A 17,459-nucleotide genomic window follows, 5' to 3' on the forward strand; every position below is an offset into this window, starting at 1 on the left:
TTTTGTTTTGGAAATACCAACCTAGTAGCTTAGTTTTTACATTAGCTAGCATTGCCTGGGTATTGATTATTAGTAGTTTTTCAACTAGCAGTTTTGGAGCTAATAAAACTGCTTCTTATATTGAGGTTTACTTAAGAGAGCTATTTCCTACCTTTCAAACTTCTACAATTCATTTAATTCATATAGCGATTCGTAAACTTGGGCATTTTATAGAGTTTGGGATTTTTTCAGCACTAATTTTTGGGATTTTTGCGGCAAAAAAAAACTCTTGGAAAATAAACTGGCTACTATTTAGCACAATTATTGTAATAATAATTGCACTCTTAGATGAATACCATCAATCATTTGTAAGAAATCGTAGTGCTTCATTACAAGATAGTTTAGTAGATATTTTAGGTGGGCTAACAGCGTTATTAATACTTTTTAAGATAAAAAAGACTAAATTTAACAAATAGGATTTCCAGAAATACAAACTAGCAATAACGCTCTAGGCTTTAATTTTTATTTGGTTTATGATTTTTTGAAAAATTAACTTATATATTTTATTTTTTAGGAGATATTTGTGTTATATACCGCTTCAGAATTAAAAAAAGGCATGTTAATTGAGCTTGATAAAGTTCCTTATTTAATAACAGATGTTGCACATCAAACCCCGTCGGCGCGAGGTGCTACAATGCTGGTAAAAGCTAAGTTAAAAAACATGCTAAATAAACAAAGTTTGGAAAAAACTTTTCGTGCTGCTGATAAAGTTGAAGAACCAAATTTTGAAACTAACCCTGGGCAATTTCTTTATTTAGAAGGGGATAGCTATGTTTTTATGGATTTAAGCACCTATGAACAATTTAATTTAACAACTGAAGTTTTAGATCAAGCCGTTTATTTTCTTAAAGATGGGCTAGATTTAAGACTCCAAATTTATAATGGTGAGGCAATAGGGATAGAATTGCCAAATTCCATTGATTTAACTGTAACGGAAACCGAACCAGCCTTAAAAGGTGCTACAGCATCGGCTCAAACTAAATCTGCTACTTTAGAAACAGGGCTTCAAATACAAGTCCCTCCTTATATTGAAATTGGAGAAGTTGTTAAAGTTGATACTAGAACACAAACTTTTGTTTCTCGTGGTGGAAAATAGTAGTGAAATAAAGATAAAATATTGCTAAAATAGGCTTGTTTTATCATCTGTTAACCAAATTAAAATATCAAAAAGGAAGAAAAATTATGTCAGTATTAATTGAGACAACAACAGATGACTTCATTTTTTACCCTGAAAGTGATGGCAAGCCTATGGCGGAAAATACTAAGCAATTTGAATGGATAGTGACAATTAAAGAAGGGCTAAATGCAATGTTGCCTAATGATTTTGTTGCAGGTGATTTGCTTTGGTATCCAGTAAAGGGAAATCCAAAAATTTCCCAAGCCCCTGATGCAATGGTAGCAATAGGCCGTCCCAAAGGTCATCGAGGTTCTTATAAACAATGGGCAGAAGAAAATATTGCTCCACAAGTTGTTTTTGAAATTCTTTCTCCTGGTAATACTGTCCCAGAAATGCTAAGAAAATTTAGCTTCTATAACCTTTATGGAGTAGAAGAATATTATGTTTATGACCCAGATGATAACTTGTTTTGGGCCTGGGTACGTCAGGAAGGGAATTTACAGGAAATTCTTAATGTTACAAATTGGACTAGTCCAAGACTAGGTGTTAGGTTTGAGCTAACTAATGAAAAACTAGAAATTTATCGACCAGATGGAGAAAAATTTCTAACTTATGAAGAATTAGATAGAATTGCAAAAACTACCCAAGCCGAATTAGCTAGAACTCAAGTTACAACTCACAGCTAGAGACAACCCAATCAGAGCTAGAAAAAGAACGATTAGAAAAAGAACGACTTAAGCAAAAATTAAAAGAATTGGGGATAGAGTAACTTTACTTATAGTAAATGTCTTCCGCCATCAACCCGAAGGCATTCGCCTGTAACAAAGTTAGTACGGATAAAAAATTTTACAGCTTCGGCGATTTCACTTGCTCCACCCCAACGTTTTAATGGGGTTTTGGCCGCAACTTCTGTTACTAATTCTGGAGGTAGATTAACTGGAGGTATGATTGGGCCTGGGGCAATGCTATTAATTAGTACTTCTGGAGCATACTCTAAGGCAAAAGCTTCTGTTAAACCAATTACAGCTTGTTTAGCAGCATAATAAGAAACAAAGCTTGGGTATTCGGTACGTCGGCTTGCAACTGTCCAATCAACAAAATTAATTATACGTCCTGCGCCTTGTTTACGCATAATAGGAGCAAGTTTATTTATACATAAAAAAGTATTGGTAGCATTAGAGTTATAGTCAGCTTGCCAATCAGCTAAAGTTAAATTTTCTGTTGGTCGTGCAATATAAGTTGAAGCCATATTAAGTAAAATATCGATTTTGCTAAACTTTGCTAAAGCTAAATCTATCACTTCATTTATAGCAATTTCTTGGCTTGTATCTACTTGTTTAAGAATAACTTTAGCTCCTAAATCCTCTAATTTAGTAGCAAGTTCTTTCATTACATTTTCAGAGGTTAAGTAAGTTAGCAAAAATGCAGACACGCCTTCTTGAGCAAGGGAAATTGCTACTTCTTGCCCAATACGCGCCCCACCTGTTAACATCACAACTTTATTAAAAATTTCCATATATACTTTAATTACTATGGTTTATTAAAAATTTTATCTTCTACTCCAGCATTTATAATAACTTCTTTTACTGTTGTTGCTGCAAAATCTTGACCATTACGTTTTAATAGGCGTTTCATAGGAATTTGAACACCATTAAATGACTTAAAATCTAAGAAAAGTTCTTCATTAGTAAAAGTATTGCCGCCTACCTTAGCTTGAGATGATTTTCCAATAATCATATTAGTTTTTGGCTCAAGGTAAACTTTAATTTCATGTCCTGTGTTTGTAGTTAATAAAACTGTGTTAACGCTTTGTTCTTGCCATGTATTTTCATCTAAAAATGTTACTTGATAATTTTGCTGGTCAAAATTATTAAGTATGGAAATAGGATCACCTGCTAAAACATTTTGAAATTCTAGGGTTTTATCTCCTACTAATTCTTGGATTCCGCCTGGGGTTTGTGTCCAAGCAATTTCTCCATTATAAGCATTTTTAATTACACCAAAAGGGCCTGAAATAACGCTTAAAGTTTTATTTGGAAATTTAATAGTAGTTTCATTTGTAGCTTCAAAACCATTACCTCCTAAAAGTAATTGTACAGAGCTAATAGTTTTGATGTCTTTAATTTCGCTTAAAGGTTTTTCGCTTTTTGCCTTACGTGCTGATAAAAGTAAGTTTTTTGCTTTTGCTACTAGATCAGCTTTTTCTATATTTTTATCTTGAGGTTGAAAAGACTGTTCTTGTTGTGAAAAAGCTAAAAAGTTTAATGTTAAAACTAAAGAAAAGCTAAAAATTAGTAACAAACTTTTTTTCATAACTTACCGCCTAAAAATTTTTATTAAGGTTTAGTTGCAAGCAACAAAGGAAAAGGAGATGGAATTTTATCTAAAACTTCAAAATCTATTAACCCTACATCCTCAGTCCATTGTTTATATTGTGAGACAGGAAAAACATCCCCCTCGCTAGTAAAAACAAGCATATTTAATGAAAAAAGCAACGCGCTTAAAGGTGCTGTATAGTCTTCATTTGGCAGGACTTCAGCAATTAATAGTGTTCCACCGGATTTTAATGCTTGAGCAGATTTTTTTATTAATTTTCTACTACGTCTTTCACCTTCGCTATGACAAATATGCCCCAAAATTACTAGATCATAACAATTTTTACCAAAAGAAATCGTGTTTAAGTCTCCAGCTAAATAGTCATATTGTGAATCTATTCCAAGTTGTGAGCTATATTGACGAGCCACATCTAAGACTTTAGGAAAATCTAATGCAGTTACCTTTGACTCTGGATATTGTTGGGCAAAACCTAAACTCCAAGCAGCAGATCCAGCAGCAACATCTAAAACGCTTTCAATATTTTTTTTCTTCTTCTTAAAAGCGGCAGCAGCAGCACAAGAAACTGCAAAGTTAGCAGGAAAAAGAGCTTTAACTAAATGGCTAAAAAACTCTTCTCCGTTCTTTTGACTATCAAATTGAAAAGAAGATTTTCCAGATTCAATGCTTTGAGGGAGGTTCTTCCAATTATTTAATATATCTACTCCATGCGCTACCATATCACCTAAATAAACAGGGCGGCCACGAACTAAAAATGCGTCTGCGTCAGGTTCTAAAGCATAAATTTTTCCTGTTTTGGTTAATAACTCCATCCCTACTAACACATTAAGCAACCGCTCAATAGCATTAGCAGAACATTTAGTTATCCGTGCTAGATCACGAGGCGAAGACTTACCATTAGCAATATGAGTAAAAAGATCATAATAGACCGCTGTATTTAATGCTATTGTTTCTGTTCCAGCCCAAATAATCCGTCCAATTTTTTCTGGTGTCACCATACGCGGTTTGCTGTTAGTCATAATGTTTCCTTTTTCAAGAGGTTCTAAATATCTATTCTAAATCTCTGATACAAATTATTTCTCCCTCAGATAGTTGTACACGAACCTTGTCGCCTGGTGCAACTTGGTTTGGGCGTTTTACTAGTTGATTATTTTCTGTCCAAACCAATGAATAACCACGAGATAAAACAGCTAATGGGCTAAGAGTTTGTAATTTAGTAATATTACAGTGAAATTGATCTGTTAGTTTTTGTAGCTGTTTATTTAAATTGGTTTGTAATTGCAAAGAGAGTTTTTGTAATTGATTTTTAGATTGCTGCAAAGAACTTTTTAATTCTGTACTAGCTAAGCGGAGTGCTAAATTGTTTACCTCATCTTGCTCTAATGAGAGTTTTTCTTGGAGAGATCTTTCTAAACGGTGAGTTAAATTAGATAACCTATGTTGATATTGAGATAATTTTTTCGGTAAAACATCAAAACCAGGCTGAGACTGCAAACTTGTTAGTTTGTTATGTTGGTTAAGTAGTAAATATTCTAAATTATTAAGTAATATTTCCTCGTAGTAAGAAACTAAATTTGATAATTCGTCTTGGCGTTCAGCTACAATTTCAGCCGCTACAGAAGGTGTTGGGGCGCGATGGTCAGCAACAAAGTCTGAAATAGTAAAGTCTATTTCATGCCCAACGGCTGAAATAATAGGGATACGAGATGCAAATATTGCTCTTGCTACAATTTCTTCATTAAAAGGCCAAAGATCTTCAATTGAACCCCCTCCGCGACCTACAATCAACACATCAATATCATCACGAGTATTAAAATAATTTATCCCTTCAGCAATTTCTGCTGCTGCTGTTTCCCCTTGAACATGTGCTGCATAAATTGAAACATTGACAGATTTATTACGTCGATAGAGGACTTGCAAAATATCTTGGATTGCTGCTCCAGTTGGACTTGTTACAATGCCAATAGCTAAAGGAAATTTTGGCAAAGGTTTTTTATATATTGCATCAAAAAGACCTTCTGCTAATAGTTTATTCTGTAACTGCTCAAATGCTTTTTGTAAATCACCTTTTCCTATAGGCTCAATGCTGCTAACAATTAGCTGATAATCTCCACGATTTTCATATAAAGAAATCTTACCGCGAAGTTTAGCTTTTATTCCATCACTTGGACGAGGGCGAATATAAATATTTTGATTGCGAAATGCTGCACAACGTAGTTGGGCTGAATTATCTTTTAAGATAAAGTACCAGTGACCAGAGCTATGAACCTTAAAATTTGAAATTTCACCTTCCACCAAAATATCATAAAATTCTGCTTCTATAAGATCTTTAATTTGAGTAGTTAACTCGGATACTGTAATGGCTTTAGGCTGGTTTATAAGTAATTCTAATAAAGACATGCAATGCTAGCAGATTCCTAATGATTTTAAGATATCTTTCCATGGAGTTTGTATTGTTTGTTGCTGAGAAGTTACATTAAGCTCAACTTGATATTTACCTTCTGTTACTGAAAAGGCTCGGTATAGTGCTTCCATGCCTGTACTAGCATCACAACGAGCATCAATAATGTTTCCATTATCAAAATATATTTCTGCTTTAGTTTTATCACTAGTTAGTTTGACACAAGCACGAGTTCGACCAAAACAATGAATCATAATTAGATCCGTAACAGATAATTCTGGTATTCGCCCCTTTAATGCCATACGGCCTCCAAATCCCTAACAAATCAATGACGCTAGATATAATATTTTTTTGATTATTTTTATTAAAAGTAGATTGTGTCTTTGTGTTAATAACAATAATACACGATGGCTTAAGGTGCAAGTCTAAAATCTTAGCTACAAGTTGATTTGTTATTTTATTTTTCTGCAAAAACTTTCCAAAATTTTCCAAACTTTTTTCTATAAGTTGTCTTCTAACTTGGTACAAGCATAAATTACTTACTAAAGATATAATATTGGAGTTATTATGCGTAATAAATTATTTTTATATTTAATTGCTTTTTAGCTCTAACAGGTTCTTTTACATTATTTACAACTACAACAAATGCACAAAATTTTGATCCATTTTCTTTTACTGTTGATGCTAAAGAATAGGTCATAAAAAGTAATTTTATGGTAGAAGGACAACAACGAGTAATAGATTTGATTAACAAAGATTAACGATAATTTTCGCAAGCCTCAATAAAACTAATCCAGTAAAAACACTTGCTAGGTCATAACTAAAAAAAGTTGTGACCTAAATTTATCTAAGCAGGTTTATTTAATTTTTCTAAATCACGCAAGCTTTCGGATGTTGTAATAATTAAAAGTTTTACACCTGTTTCTAGGATGAAACTTGGGTTTGGATTCCAATCTACTTCTACTTCTGTTTGATAAAGTGCAATGGTAAGTTCTAATCGGCTACGCAGTTGATCCAATGACCAGCCAATTAGTTGGGATCTTTCGCTTACAACAAACTCTACAGTGTTAAGTTGGACATTATTAAATACAAAAGAATTTATTACATTATGCTCTGTCACTGCTGCTGCAAAAACTGGTGCAGCAATAGCGGAAGTGCTAAAAACACAATGAATATTAAAGCTTTTAGCAATTTTACGGGCTAAAGTTTCGTCAAACATTCGCATAACAATCCGAATATTAGGCGATAGAGATCGAGCATCAATAGCTATTTCTAAATTTGCTAAGTCGTCATCTGTAACAACAATTATTGCTTGGGCTTTAGAAATATTTGCTTGTTTTAAGACTTCTTCCCGACGTGCATCAGCAATAATTACAGGAATATCTAGTTTACGAATTTCTTCTACAAATAAAGATTCTTTCATTTCTATAACTACACACTCTAGGTTATTACGTAGTAGATTTTGCACAATTCTATAGCCAACATGCCCTAAACCGCAAACAATTACATGATCTGTATAAGTTGAAGCTAGCAAAATATGCCATTCCTTTCTTTGGCTACGTTTTTGGAAAAGCAAACTACCTAAACGTGCAATAGTATCTGTAATTATTAGAACTCCTAAAATAGGGAGCAAAATAAATAAGTATTCTAAATAAGAATCTTGTGGATAAGCTAAGATGGGTTCTCCAAAAATAGCATGAATTGTGTAGTAAAAATCTTCTGTCCAATTTGTTCTTCTATTGTGCGGGTAAGGGTAATAATAATGAATTAAAGTCGTTCCTAAAGTTAACTCAATAATAAGTAGCCATAGAGAAAAGCGAAATTCATGTTGAATGATACGCAGCAATCTCAGTTCAGTAATAGCATACCTTTTTAGTTTGCGAGCGAATTTTTGAGCCGATTTATATAATTTTGAATATTTATAAATTGGCACAAATTATTTAGCTAAAGTTAAGTTGATGGATTTTAATCGCTCATTGTCTACTAGCCATTGATTATCAAATCGTCTAATTTGATAATCTCCTTCAAAGGTTTGTTTTGTTGCATCTGTGTCAATAAGTCTAAACTGAATCCGCAGTAACGCGCTAGTTTCACTTTTAATCATTACTTTAAGTGTGTTTAGTTCTACAGCTTTGATTTCCTTAAACCGACGACGAAGAGAATCTATAGTTTGTTGACCTTGCATTTTTGCTGATAAGGTTTCATAAGCTGCATTTAATTTTGCATTAGCTGCTTCTTCTGTTATTCCTAATTGAACCGCAGCCGTTAAATTAGCATAAAAAGAAAGAAGTGCTAGGGCTGGATGATTTGGAACTTGTGAAAAATCTTTTCCATCCCATCGGTAAATCGTGTAGCTACTATCTCCTTTTCCTTGAGTCTGTAACATTATTAAATCATCTTGTTTATCAAAGTCTATATCTGTTATCAAAGCTGGTTGCCAAGCTTTATCTGTTGTAAATGGAGAACCTTTTTTATAAAGGTTTGCTGACTGAGCAATTTTTTGAGCAACTCCATTTTTATCAATATTAAATAAAACTGCGTAAGTGCCTGTTGGGTAAGGTGCTTTTGGATCATTGCCACTTTCTACAGCAATAAAAGCTAATACTTCTTCTGTTTCAGCTTGTGTAAATTTGCCTATTGTTCGACTAAGAACAGAGATTTGATGACTTTCTATATCACCTACTTGATAGCGAATTTCCCGGCTAGGTTTTTCTTTATCTTCTGAAGGAGTTTGATAGCTTAAAGATTGATTGGGATAAAGTAGCCTTAAAACCCCAACATCATCAAGTTTGACATATTTTTCTAATAGGCTATTAGTATTATTCTGAGAGCTATTTTCTTGCGGATTAGAAAATACAACATTATAAAAGCAAATGGTGAGAACTAAAGCTAGTAAAGCTTTTTTAAGCATATAGTTTTAAGCCAGTAAGTTTTTAGTTTACTGGCTAAACCTCCTAGAATTTTTATTTTTATTTTAATTTTGAGCCGTTTGTTCTCGGCGATAAGGTGCGCTTAAATACTGTTGAGCAATTTGTTGTGCATTATCATGATTATCGCCTACTTGAATTGCTTTTTGATATTCAGCAACAGCACGTTCTCTTTGTCCTAAAGCATCGTAGCAGTTGCCACGCTTAATATGTGACCAAACTTGCACCCAACGCGGTTGTAAGTCTAATTCTAAAGCTTCACCAAAACAATCATTAGCTTTAGGGTAATTTCTTTGCTCAAAATAAAGTAGCCCTAAATTATACCAAGCCCAAGAACTACTGCGGTTTAATTTAATAGCCGCTTGGAATTGTTGCTCTGCTTCAGGATATTCTTGATTACGAAAATGCTCAATTCCTCGTCGGACAATAACAGAAATGCGAATTTCTTCAGATACTTTTAGCAATTTGCTATCAGGATCTACTATAACATCTAAAGGTTTTCCCTTTGCTTCAAAGCTAAAATCTACACTTCTGCCTGTCATATTTAGCTGAGTTCTTTCTGAACCACCTTCATAAAGAAGTTCAACATCTATAGGCATACTAAAAGTGTCCACTTCTTGGTTTATTGTTCCACGAATCCTAAAAGTGTTATTTTTAGTTCTTAGCATTTGATAATCAGCGCGAAACTCTGGAACGCCTGTAGCATCAACCCATTGACCAAAGAAGTAGCGCATATCTTTTCCTATTACTTTATTAGCCAATGATTCAAAATTAGAAATAGCTGCTGGTTTTCCTTGGTATTCCTGGTAATAAGTTTTAAGTAATTTATCAAAAGTTTCTTCACCTACAACTAGTTTAAGCATTCGATAAACAAATGCGCCTTTGTAAAACATAATTGATCGATAGGCTTCTGATTGATCATCAAGCTCTAAAGGAGCGCGAGCAATAGAGGTTTGTGATTCAAATGCCATGGCTCTTTCCATTGCACCACGAGCAACTTCACGAAAAACTGTTTCTGGGGTGTTAGCTTCTAAAACAGCTAAAGCACTATATTGAGCTAAACCTTGAGAGAGCCAAACTTCATCAAAAGACTTAAGCACTACAGCTTGACCCCACCATTGATATGCAGTCTCTCTATAAAGTAGTTCTCTAGGAACATCTGTTAAGCGAAAAGTTTTTTCTGAAAGAAGTGTAACCCCAGCACCAGTTAAACTATCTAATGATTCGTTATCAATCTCAGCAAAAACTAATTTGTCACCAAAAGCATAAGCACCAAATTTATTATTATAAAAATCAACTGCTTGGCTAACTGCTTCAGCATATTTTTCTGCTGCTGCTTCACTACCAGGTTTAATATAAAAATTTATTTCACCTGTAGATGTCTTAATATTTCTGGTGATATAACGAGCTATAGCAAATGTTCCTGGCAGTACAGCTTTAGTGCTAACAAAAGTATGTATATTTCTTGGCCCACTTATTGGTGCCGTAGGTTCTTGGTTGTTTGCAACAACATAAGAAACTGGTAAAACTGGTAGTGTTGGTTTACCTGTTTTAGGAGTAGGTTTTGTAGTAGCAGGTTTAGTTGTTTTACTAGGTCTTTTTGGAGTTGGCTTAGTTGGTTTTTTAACTGGTTCTGGTTCTGGCTCTGGTTCAGGTGCTGGAGGGGGTTCTACAACAAAAGGTTTTGTTTCTATCGCTTCTGTGCTTAATCCTGCAACTAAATAATCTACAGGTGTAATTAAAGAGATTTGATAAGTTGCTGTATCAGCGGCATAACCATGAAAAGGAAACCAACGTGCAGCATAGCTTAAGTAAGATCCTTCTTGTCCAATATATGCAAGCCGCTTGTTTGCTAAAACGCCTCCTTGAGGAGATACTAAGATTCCTTCATAAATAAAATTTAGTGTTACAGGTTGATTTGCCGCTATTGATGTTCCTAGATCAATACGAACATTTAGCGCGTCTACTGTATCTTGAACAAATTGTAATTCTTTGCCATCTTGATTAGTGATTTTACTAATTTTCAATGCTCCATTTATTTCAAAAATTACTGATAGAGTGTTCTTCAATGCTTGAAATGTAACGGCAGTATTAGCACGCAATGTATTAGTCTCAGGAATTAATTCAGCTTCAATTTTATAATTAAGAATATCAATAATAGGTTGATTAGGTTGATTTTGATTTGGTAAAGCAAATACATTATTAAAAATTAGAAAAAATACTAAAATTAATCCAAAAATATTTATTAAACTCCATGGCATTTTTTTCATCACAAGAAAAGGTGAACTCTATTTTCTCGATAAATTACTTAATTAATAGACTTACACCAACCTCCAAGTTTTTGGAATAAAGTAGTTTATAGACATACTTAAGTCTAAAGACTAACCCTAGCGGAAAATTTATTTTTTATATTTAATTTTTTATATTTGATAAAGCAAACTGTTAAATTATCTGTTAGAGAAAAAAACACTTAATAAAAAATAATAGTTCGATTATATCACCAGAGCAAAGAATTGCAATTATCTGCTCATCTTTTGTAAGGCTAAGATGCTACAACCCTATAATTTAGTTGTGTTTAGATCGGCGGCTAGATAAGCTTTAGGGCTTATCTTTTTTAGTAAGGTAGGGCAACAGTTAATAAACTATATAATTAAAAATCTGCTGAAATATTTAAATGTTGTTTTATTAAACCATAAATTTGCAGTGGGCTAAAAGGCTTAGTTAAATAGCCTGTCACCCCAATTTCCTTTTGTTCCTCATCTGAAGGGCTTTCCCCTTTAGCCGAAAGTAGGAAAATAGGTATTGATTGAAACCGGCTATCTTGTCTTAAACGACGACAAACAGAGATCCCATCCATGCGAGGCATTTCTATATCTAAAAATATTAGATCTGGTTGGTGTTGATAGGCTAGTTCTAAACCATCTTCGCCATTAGAAGCACTAATAAGTTCTAACTCATCACTTCTAAATAATTCAGTAAAGATTGCTACAATAAATGGCTGATCATCGATAACAAGTAACTTAGGTTTTTCACTCATTATTTTATCCTAAAGAGTTGACTTAGTATTATTAAATGAAGATCGAAAATTAGCTGATAATAAGCCTACCTATAGAGATATGTCAATAGGCTATGATGAGCTATGCTTAGCTATTTTCTTTTTAAGATAAAAATATACTCATGCTTAAAAATATAAAAACCCCCAACCAAAGCACGATACCGCCATAAGTCTTTTTGATTTCGTTTGCCAGTAGTGTCTTCAAAATTTTTGACTACAATGCTTTTTAATGAAAAACCTAAATTTAATATTTCATTCATTGCTAAAAAACCAAGCGGAATCCAATCACCATCAACATATTTATCGCCAATAACTAGAACTAAATAGCGTCCTTTGTCCAAAATACTAGCTGCATTTGCTGCAACATTTTTTAGCATAACCAAAAAATTACTTACAGAATTAGCATTAGACAAATCTTTTGGATCCTCACTAAACTTAATAATGTCAAAATAAGGTGGGTGCATTATTACTAGTTGGACAGAATTAATACCTAGTTGTTTTAGTATGCAATTGTAATCAATTGCAGCACTATCTTGATTAAGTATTTTCCAAGTAGTTAAATGATTATTAGGCTCGCTATTAATAAAATTAGTAGCTTTTTCTACAATATTTGCTTGAAGTTCTACACCAATGCAGTTTCGTCCAAGTCTTTGAGCTTCAATTAAAGTTGTCCCACAACCTAAAAAAGTATCTAAAACCCAATCACCTTTTTTAGTATATCTTTTCATCATTTGGTTTGGAATTTGTGGAATAAAATTTCCCCAATAACCAGCAGAATGTACTCCGCTACTATCTCGTCTATCTATTATCCATAAACTATCAGTTAATATTTCATCATATTCTTTCCAGCGATTTATGTTTATATCATTAATATCACTAGTTTTTATGCTTGTTACAGCTTTTTCTAGCCGCTTAATATAATAAATTGCTCGGTCTAAAGTTTGAGCATCTTTTATTTGTAATAATTCCTTAGTCAAATAATCTTGGTTAATTTCTATTGATTCTATATTTAATGAGTTTGGAAGAAATAAAGAATTATTATCTGTGTCTGATAAATTAGTGATTAGTTGAGTAATGTTATTTTTTAAGTCAGTTATGTTTAAGGAAAGCTTTAGTTCTTCAAGGATCTGTAAGAAGTTATTTTTGTTGAGTTTAATAATTTTAGAAAGAGTAGACATTTTAAGAAACTATATGGGAGTACAAACGAAATTCTTGTACTCCCAAACTTTGTTAAAAAGTTTTATTTAAGCTGTTTGAGAGTTGGCTTTTCCTTCGCTTAAAACAGCTTGAGCCGCAGCAAGTCGCGCAATAGGAACACGATAAGGTGAACAGCTAACGTAATTTAGCCCTGCACGATGGCAAAAAGCTACGCTGCTTGGTTCGCCGCCATGCTCGCCACAAATACCAACTTTAAGATTTTCTCTTGCACCGCGTCCTAGTTGTACAGCCATTTCAACTAGTTTTCCTACACCTTCTTGATCTAGGACTTGGAAAGGATCTTCGGCAAAAATCTTTTTCTCTACATAAAGTGGTAAAAAGCGACCAGAGTCGTCTCGGCTTAAACCGTAAGTTGTTTGAGTTAAATCATTTGTGCCAAATGAGAAAAATTCTGCTACTGTAGCGATTTTATTTGCTGTTAGTGCGGCGCGAGGTAGTTCAATCATTGTTCCAACTAAATAATCAACGCTAAGACCTTCTTTTTCAAAGACTTCTTGAGCCACTTTGCGAACTAGGGTTGCTTGTGAAATTAGCTCTTTTACATCGCTTATAAGCGGGATCATCACTTCAGGAATAACCGTTACACCTTGTCGTTTAACTGTAACAGCAGCAGAAAAGATTGCTCTAGCCTGCATTTCGGTAATTTCTGGGTAAGCAATACCAAGACGACAACCACGATGCCCTAGCATTGGATTAGCTTCATAGAGGCTTTTAATTTTATTGGTAAGCTCAGCACTTGGAATGTTTAGCTTTTGTGCTAGCTCGTCAATTTCTTCTTGTTCATGTGGTAAAAATTCATGTAATGGTGGGTCAAGTGTGCGAATTGTTACTGGATAGCCATCCATTGCTTTAAAAATTCCAATAAAATCTTCTGTTTGGAATGGTTCTATTTTGCTAAGTGCGTGTTGTCTTTCTTCTTGAGTTTTAGCCACAATCATTTCTCGCATAGCATCAATTCGGTTGCCTTCAAAAAACATATGTTCTGTACGACATAGCCCAATGCCTTCAGCACCAAATTTTCGTGCTACTTCAGAGTCATGCGGAGTATCGGCGTTGGTTCTAACTCGCAGTCTTCTAAATTCATCAACCCAAGTCATAAATTTATGGAAATTTTCATCTGGACGAGGGTCAATCAATTTAACTTGACCTAAAATTACACGTCCTAAAGTGCCGTCTACAGTGATGTAATCACCTTTATTTACTACCTGAGTGCCAACTCTAAATAGCTCTTTTTCATAGCTAATACTTAAATCACTACAACCAGCAACACAGCATTTTCCCATTCCTCTAGCTACAACAGCAGCGTGACTTGTCATTCCACCCCTAGCCGTTAGGATTGCTTGAGCAGCAACCATTCCATGAAAATCATCTGGCGCGGTTTCAATTCTAACTAAAATTACTTTTTCGCCCTCTTTAGCTAAAGTTTCTGCTTCATCTGGAGAAAAGACAACTTTACCACTAGCAGCACCTGGGCTAGCAGGCAAGCCTTTAGCTAAAACCTCTAATTTTTCTGATGGGTCAATCATTGGATGAAGTAACGCATCCAAATGGCCTGGCTCTACTCTAGTGACGGCTGTAGCTTTATCAATAATTCCTTCTTCAACTAAATCAACAGCAATTTTTATTGCTGCTGCACCTGTGCGTTTAGCATTTCGGGTTTGAAGCATCCATAATTTGCCACGCTCAATAGTAAATTCTAAGTCTTGGACATCCTTATAATGTCGCTCTAGCATTTCAGCAACTTTAACAAATTGGTCATAGACTTCTGGCATATCTTCTTTTAGTTGTGAAATTTTCTTTGGTGTACGAATGCCTGCCACAACATCTTCACCTTGAGCATTAGCTAGATATTCGCCAAAAAGTTCTTTTTCACCTGTTGAAGGATTACGGGTAAATGCTACACCTGTGCCAGAATCATTTCCCATATTGCCAAAGACCATTGCTACAACATTTACAGCAGTTCCAAGATCGTCAGAGATTCTATGAACACGACGATAATCTATAGCGCGTTTTCCATTCCATGACGCAAAAACAGCACGAATTGATAACTCTAATTGTTGAAGGGGATCTGTTGGAAAATCATTACCAGTTTCTTTTTTAACTAACTGCTTAAATTGGTGGCAAACTTCTTTTAATGAATCAACTGTTAAATCAGTGTCTTCTTTGACTCCAACTTTATGTTTTTGGTGGTCAAAAATATGCTCAAATTTTTCTGGGCTTATATCAAGTACAATCTTGCCAAACATTTGTATAAATCTGCGGTAGGCATCATAGGCAAAACGTTCATTTTGGGTTAAAGCAGCAAGACCTTGAAGGGTTTCTTCATTAAGCCCTAGATTTAATACTGTATCCATCATACCAGGCATACTAAATTTAGCTCCAGAACGAACGGAAACAAGTAGCGGATTTTCTTTATTTCCAAACCCTTTTCCAGTGGCTTGTTCTACCTTATTTAATGCTGCTAAAGTTTCTTCCCACATTCCTTGAGGAAATGCTTGATCGGCTTTGTAATAAGCTGTGCAAGCTTGTGTGCTTATAGTAAATCCTGGTGCAACAGGTAGCTCTGCATTAGTCATTTCTCCTAGTCCAGCACCCTTCCCCCCAAGTAAATCTTTCATGCTTGCATTACCATCTGCTTGCCCATTGGCAAAAGATATACATAATTAGTCATAATAATGGCCTCACCTTATTGAAAATAAGATATTTATTGTTAGTAGTTAAGTAAGTTTAGATTCTGCTTGTACTTGATTCATCAAGCTATAAGAACGCAAATCTCGCTCAATAGTACGACGAATTAAACGGTAACTGATATCTTCTATTGCTGTTAAATGCTCAGTTGGGTTAGTTTGCCCAGCAAAAATACTTGGATTATTACGTAGTATTGATGCAAAGCATTGTTTTAACTCACTAGAAATTGCTATTCCTCTTGCACCACTACAACCATAGCATTGAGGCGCACCGTCAGGTGCTAGCCAAACGCCACTAGACTCAGCAATTTCACTACTACAACCAACACATTTATTTAAGTCAGGAAAAAATCCAGAAATTTTAAGTAACCAAACTTCAAAATATCTTAATAAACTTGATAGTGAAAGCTCTTTGCTCATTGCCTCCATTGTAGCTGTAACTAGCCTGTAAAGTTTTTCATTTTTTTCATGTGCTGGGGAAAATTCACAAAGTAGTTCTGTAAGATAAGAAAGTGCTGCTGCATTTTCTGTTTTGCCTGCATAATGAAATGGAGAGCGCAGAATTTCACAATTAGAAATTTTTACAAGCTCACGGCCTTCTTTTTCATGATAGGTTAAACTTACTTCTGTAAATGGTTCTAAACTAGCACCAAAACGGCTTTTCATCCTTCTTGCTCCAGAAGCAACCCCTCGAATTACACCAGAAGACCGAGTAAGTAATACACAGATTTTATCTGCTTCTGAAAGTGGAAAGGTACGTAAAATAAAAGCGGTTGTTTGATGAAGAGGCATAATTTTATAGGTGTTTTAGAGGTTAGGTTAAATTTTTAGTAAATTAAGAATTTACCTGTTATAAATTAATTAAAAATCATATTTTGGAGGGCTATCTTTTACTTCAATATAGCTTTCAGACATAGAAATTATTGATCCTGTAGCTTGTTTGATGTAATAAACTTTAATGCCTTTTTTTAGTCCTTTGCCTTTAATTTCTCCTACATAACTACCATTTTTACTTACATAAGCATGTTTTCCTACAACCTCATCTTCCTTACGGTCATTAACTACCATTAAATAAATAGCTAACATTACCGAAGAAGCAAAAACAGCAATAAGGACTTGTTTTAGAATGCGTTTCCATAAAGCTTCTGAGCGAGGCATATCTTCCGTATTTGATGATGGTGATGATAGTAATGACATAGTTTTATCCAACTAACTTGTAATGACCAAGTTGCTCAACAACTTGACCTGATTGGATTAACTTTTCCAAATGTGCAAGAACAGAACGTTCGGCAAGTTTGTGCATTTTTTCTGGCACATCTGTATAAACTTGTTTGACGATTTCTGCAACAGTACTTGAGCCTTGTTCAATGGCTTTTATTATATTAGTTTCGCGGGCAAGACGATGAGAAATATATTGATTTACTTTTGCATGTGCGCCCCCCATTGGCGCACCATGCGCACCAAAAATAGCGGTTATAGGAAGTTGACCAACTCGATTTAATGAATCTAAATAATGCTGCATATTTCCTTCAGGCGGATCTATTACTACAGTTCTCATTCCAACAATTAAATCGCCAGAAATTAATGCTCCAGTGCGTTCTTCAAAAAAGCAAATATGATCTTGAGCATGTCCTGGAGTGTAAATTGCTCTAAGTCGCCAATCTAGATCTCCTGGCAATAG

Annotated in this window: 17 protein-coding genes; 3 read left to right on the plus strand and 14 right to left on the minus strand. The window is 34.4% G+C overall.

What is annotated here, in order from left to right:
- The first annotated feature begins 2 nt into the window (after nucleotides 1-2).
- The 3 genes from IPK14_26915 to IPK14_26925 all read left to right on the plus strand — a co-directional run bounded on the left by IPK14_26915 (nucleotide 3) and on the right by IPK14_26925 (nucleotide 1,842).
- Complete coding sequence (locus tag IPK14_26915; GenBank protein MBK7996871.1) at nucleotides 3-455, plus strand: VanZ family protein; 453 nt, start codon at nucleotides 3-5, stop codon at nucleotides 453-455.
- A gap of 140 nt (nucleotides 456-595) precedes the next feature.
- Nucleotides 596-1,135 (plus strand): elongation factor P, encoded by a 540-nt coding sequence (gene efp / locus IPK14_26920; GenBank protein ID MBK7996872.1) that lies wholly within the window; start codon nucleotides 596-598, stop codon nucleotides 1,133-1,135.
- An 86-nt stretch (nucleotides 1,136-1,221) separates the two neighbouring features.
- Nucleotides 1,222-1,842, plus strand: a complete 621-nt coding sequence (locus IPK14_26925) for a Uma2 family endonuclease (protein MBK7996873.1) — start codon at nucleotides 1,222-1,224, stop codon at nucleotides 1,840-1,842.
- An 89-nt stretch (nucleotides 1,843-1,931) separates the two neighbouring features.
- On the opposite strand, the gene IPK14_26930 is transcribed toward IPK14_26925, so the two are convergent.
- The 14 genes from IPK14_26930 to IPK14_26995 form a co-directional block, all read right to left on the minus strand.
- On the minus strand, nucleotides 1,932-2,672 hold the full coding sequence (locus IPK14_26930; protein ID MBK7996874.1) for an SDR family oxidoreductase: 741 nt from the start codon (nucleotides 2,670-2,672) through the stop codon (nucleotides 1,932-1,934).
- A 14-nt stretch (nucleotides 2,673-2,686) separates the two neighbouring features.
- The gene (locus IPK14_26935; protein MBK7996875.1) at nucleotides 2,687-3,469 is read right to left on the minus strand and encodes a hypothetical protein; all 783 of its coding nucleotides are present in this window, start codon (nucleotides 3,467-3,469) and stop codon (nucleotides 2,687-2,689) included.
- A 23-nt stretch (nucleotides 3,470-3,492) separates the two neighbouring features.
- On the minus strand, nucleotides 3,493-4,509 hold the full coding sequence (locus IPK14_26940; protein ID MBK7996876.1) for a methyltransferase domain-containing protein: 1,017 nt from the start codon (nucleotides 4,507-4,509) through the stop codon (nucleotides 3,493-3,495).
- Between the two features lie 31 nt (nucleotides 4,510-4,540).
- On the minus strand, nucleotides 4,541-5,890 hold the full coding sequence (locus tag IPK14_26945; GenBank protein MBK7996877.1) for an exodeoxyribonuclease VII large subunit: 1,350 nt from the start codon (nucleotides 5,888-5,890) through the stop codon (nucleotides 4,541-4,543).
- Nucleotides 5,891-5,896: 6 nt separating this feature from the next.
- Nucleotides 5,897-6,193 (minus strand): DUF4388 domain-containing protein, encoded by a 297-nt coding sequence (locus IPK14_26950; GenBank protein MBK7996878.1) that lies wholly within the window; start codon nucleotides 6,191-6,193, stop codon nucleotides 5,897-5,899.
- Between the two features lie 545 nt (nucleotides 6,194-6,738).
- Complete coding sequence (locus IPK14_26955) at nucleotides 6,739-7,824, minus strand: TrkA family potassium uptake protein (protein MBK7996879.1); 1,086 nt, start codon at nucleotides 7,822-7,824, stop codon at nucleotides 6,739-6,741.
- A gap of 3 nt (nucleotides 7,825-7,827) precedes the next feature.
- Nucleotides 7,828-8,802 (minus strand): hypothetical protein, encoded by a 975-nt coding sequence (locus IPK14_26960; GenBank protein MBK7996880.1) that lies wholly within the window; start codon nucleotides 8,800-8,802, stop codon nucleotides 7,828-7,830.
- A 63-nt stretch (nucleotides 8,803-8,865) separates the two neighbouring features.
- A complete protein-coding gene (locus tag IPK14_26965) occupies nucleotides 8,866-11,079 on the minus strand; it encodes a tetratricopeptide repeat protein (protein ID MBK7996881.1) in 2,214 nt (737 codons plus the stop codon).
- 389 nt (nucleotides 11,080-11,468) lie between these two features.
- The gene (locus IPK14_26970; protein ID MBK7996882.1) at nucleotides 11,469-11,855 is read right to left on the minus strand and encodes a response regulator; all 387 of its coding nucleotides are present in this window, start codon (nucleotides 11,853-11,855) and stop codon (nucleotides 11,469-11,471) included.
- 110 nt (nucleotides 11,856-11,965) lie between these two features.
- Entirely contained in the window at nucleotides 11,966-13,051 is a 1,086-nt protein-coding gene (locus IPK14_26975; protein ID MBK7996883.1) for a DNA methyltransferase, read from the minus strand.
- A 66-nt stretch (nucleotides 13,052-13,117) separates the two neighbouring features.
- On the minus strand, nucleotides 13,118-15,709 hold the full coding sequence (locus tag IPK14_26980) for a pyruvate, phosphate dikinase (protein ID MBK7996884.1): 2,592 nt from the start codon (nucleotides 15,707-15,709) through the stop codon (nucleotides 13,118-13,120).
- 99 nt (nucleotides 15,710-15,808) lie between these two features.
- Nucleotides 15,809-16,570, minus strand: a complete 762-nt coding sequence (gene recO / locus IPK14_26985; GenBank protein MBK7996885.1) for a DNA repair protein RecO — start codon at nucleotides 16,568-16,570, stop codon at nucleotides 15,809-15,811.
- A 69-nt stretch (nucleotides 16,571-16,639) separates the two neighbouring features.
- Nucleotides 16,640-16,975 (minus strand): hypothetical protein, encoded by a 336-nt coding sequence (locus IPK14_26990; protein MBK7996886.1) that lies wholly within the window; start codon nucleotides 16,973-16,975, stop codon nucleotides 16,640-16,642.
- A gap of 4 nt (nucleotides 16,976-16,979) precedes the next feature.
- On the minus strand, nucleotides 16,980-17,456 hold the full coding sequence (locus tag IPK14_26995; GenBank protein MBK7996887.1) for an MBL fold metallo-hydrolase: 477 nt from the start codon (nucleotides 17,454-17,456) through the stop codon (nucleotides 16,980-16,982).
- Nucleotides 17,457-17,459: the final 3 nt, after the last annotated feature.

The organism is Blastocatellia bacterium (assembly GCA_016713405.1).
Lineage (GTDB): Bacteria > Acidobacteriota > Blastocatellia > Chloracidobacteriales > JADJPF01 > JADJPF01.

Coding starts and splice junctions, on each gene's coding strand:
- efp (MBK7996872.1), top strand. CDS start 596: ATGTTAATTGAGCTTGATAAAGTTCCTTATTTAATAACAGATGTTGCA.
- recO (MBK7996885.1), bottom strand. CDS start 16,570: ATGCCTCTTCATCAAACAACCGCTTTTATTTTACGTACCTTTCCACTT.
- IPK14_26975 (MBK7996883.1), bottom strand. CDS start 13,051: ATGTCTACTCTTTCTAAAATTATTAAACTCAACAAAAATAACTTCTTA.
- IPK14_26980 (MBK7996884.1), bottom strand. CDS start 15,709: ATGAAAGATTTACTTGGGGGGAAGGGTGCTGGACTAGGAGAAATGACT.
- IPK14_26965 (MBK7996881.1), bottom strand. CDS start 11,079: ATGCCATGGAGTTTAATAAATATTTTTGGATTAATTTTAGTATTTTTT.
- IPK14_26925 (MBK7996873.1), top strand. CDS start 1,222: ATGTCAGTATTAATTGAGACAACAACAGATGACTTCATTTTTTACCCT.
- IPK14_26970 (MBK7996882.1), bottom strand. CDS start 11,855: ATGAGTGAAAAACCTAAGTTACTTGTTATCGATGATCAGCCATTTATT.
- IPK14_26945 (MBK7996877.1), bottom strand. CDS start 5,890: ATGTCTTTATTAGAATTACTTATAAACCAGCCTAAAGCCATTACAGTA.
- IPK14_26935 (MBK7996875.1), bottom strand. CDS start 3,469: ATGAAAAAAAGTTTGTTACTAATTTTTAGCTTTTCTTTAGTTTTAACA.
- IPK14_26930 (MBK7996874.1), bottom strand. CDS start 2,672: ATGGAAATTTTTAATAAAGTTGTGATGTTAACAGGTGGGGCGCGTATT.
- IPK14_26960 (MBK7996880.1), bottom strand. CDS start 8,802: ATGCTTAAAAAAGCTTTACTAGCTTTAGTTCTCACCATTTGCTTTTAT.
- IPK14_26940 (MBK7996876.1), bottom strand. CDS start 4,509: ATGACTAACAGCAAACCGCGTATGGTGACACCAGAAAAAATTGGACGG.
- IPK14_26990 (MBK7996886.1), bottom strand. CDS start 16,975: ATGTCATTACTATCATCACCATCATCAAATACGGAAGATATGCCTCGC.
- IPK14_26950 (MBK7996878.1), bottom strand. CDS start 6,193: ATGGCATTAAAGGGGCGAATACCAGAATTATCTGTTACGGATCTAATT.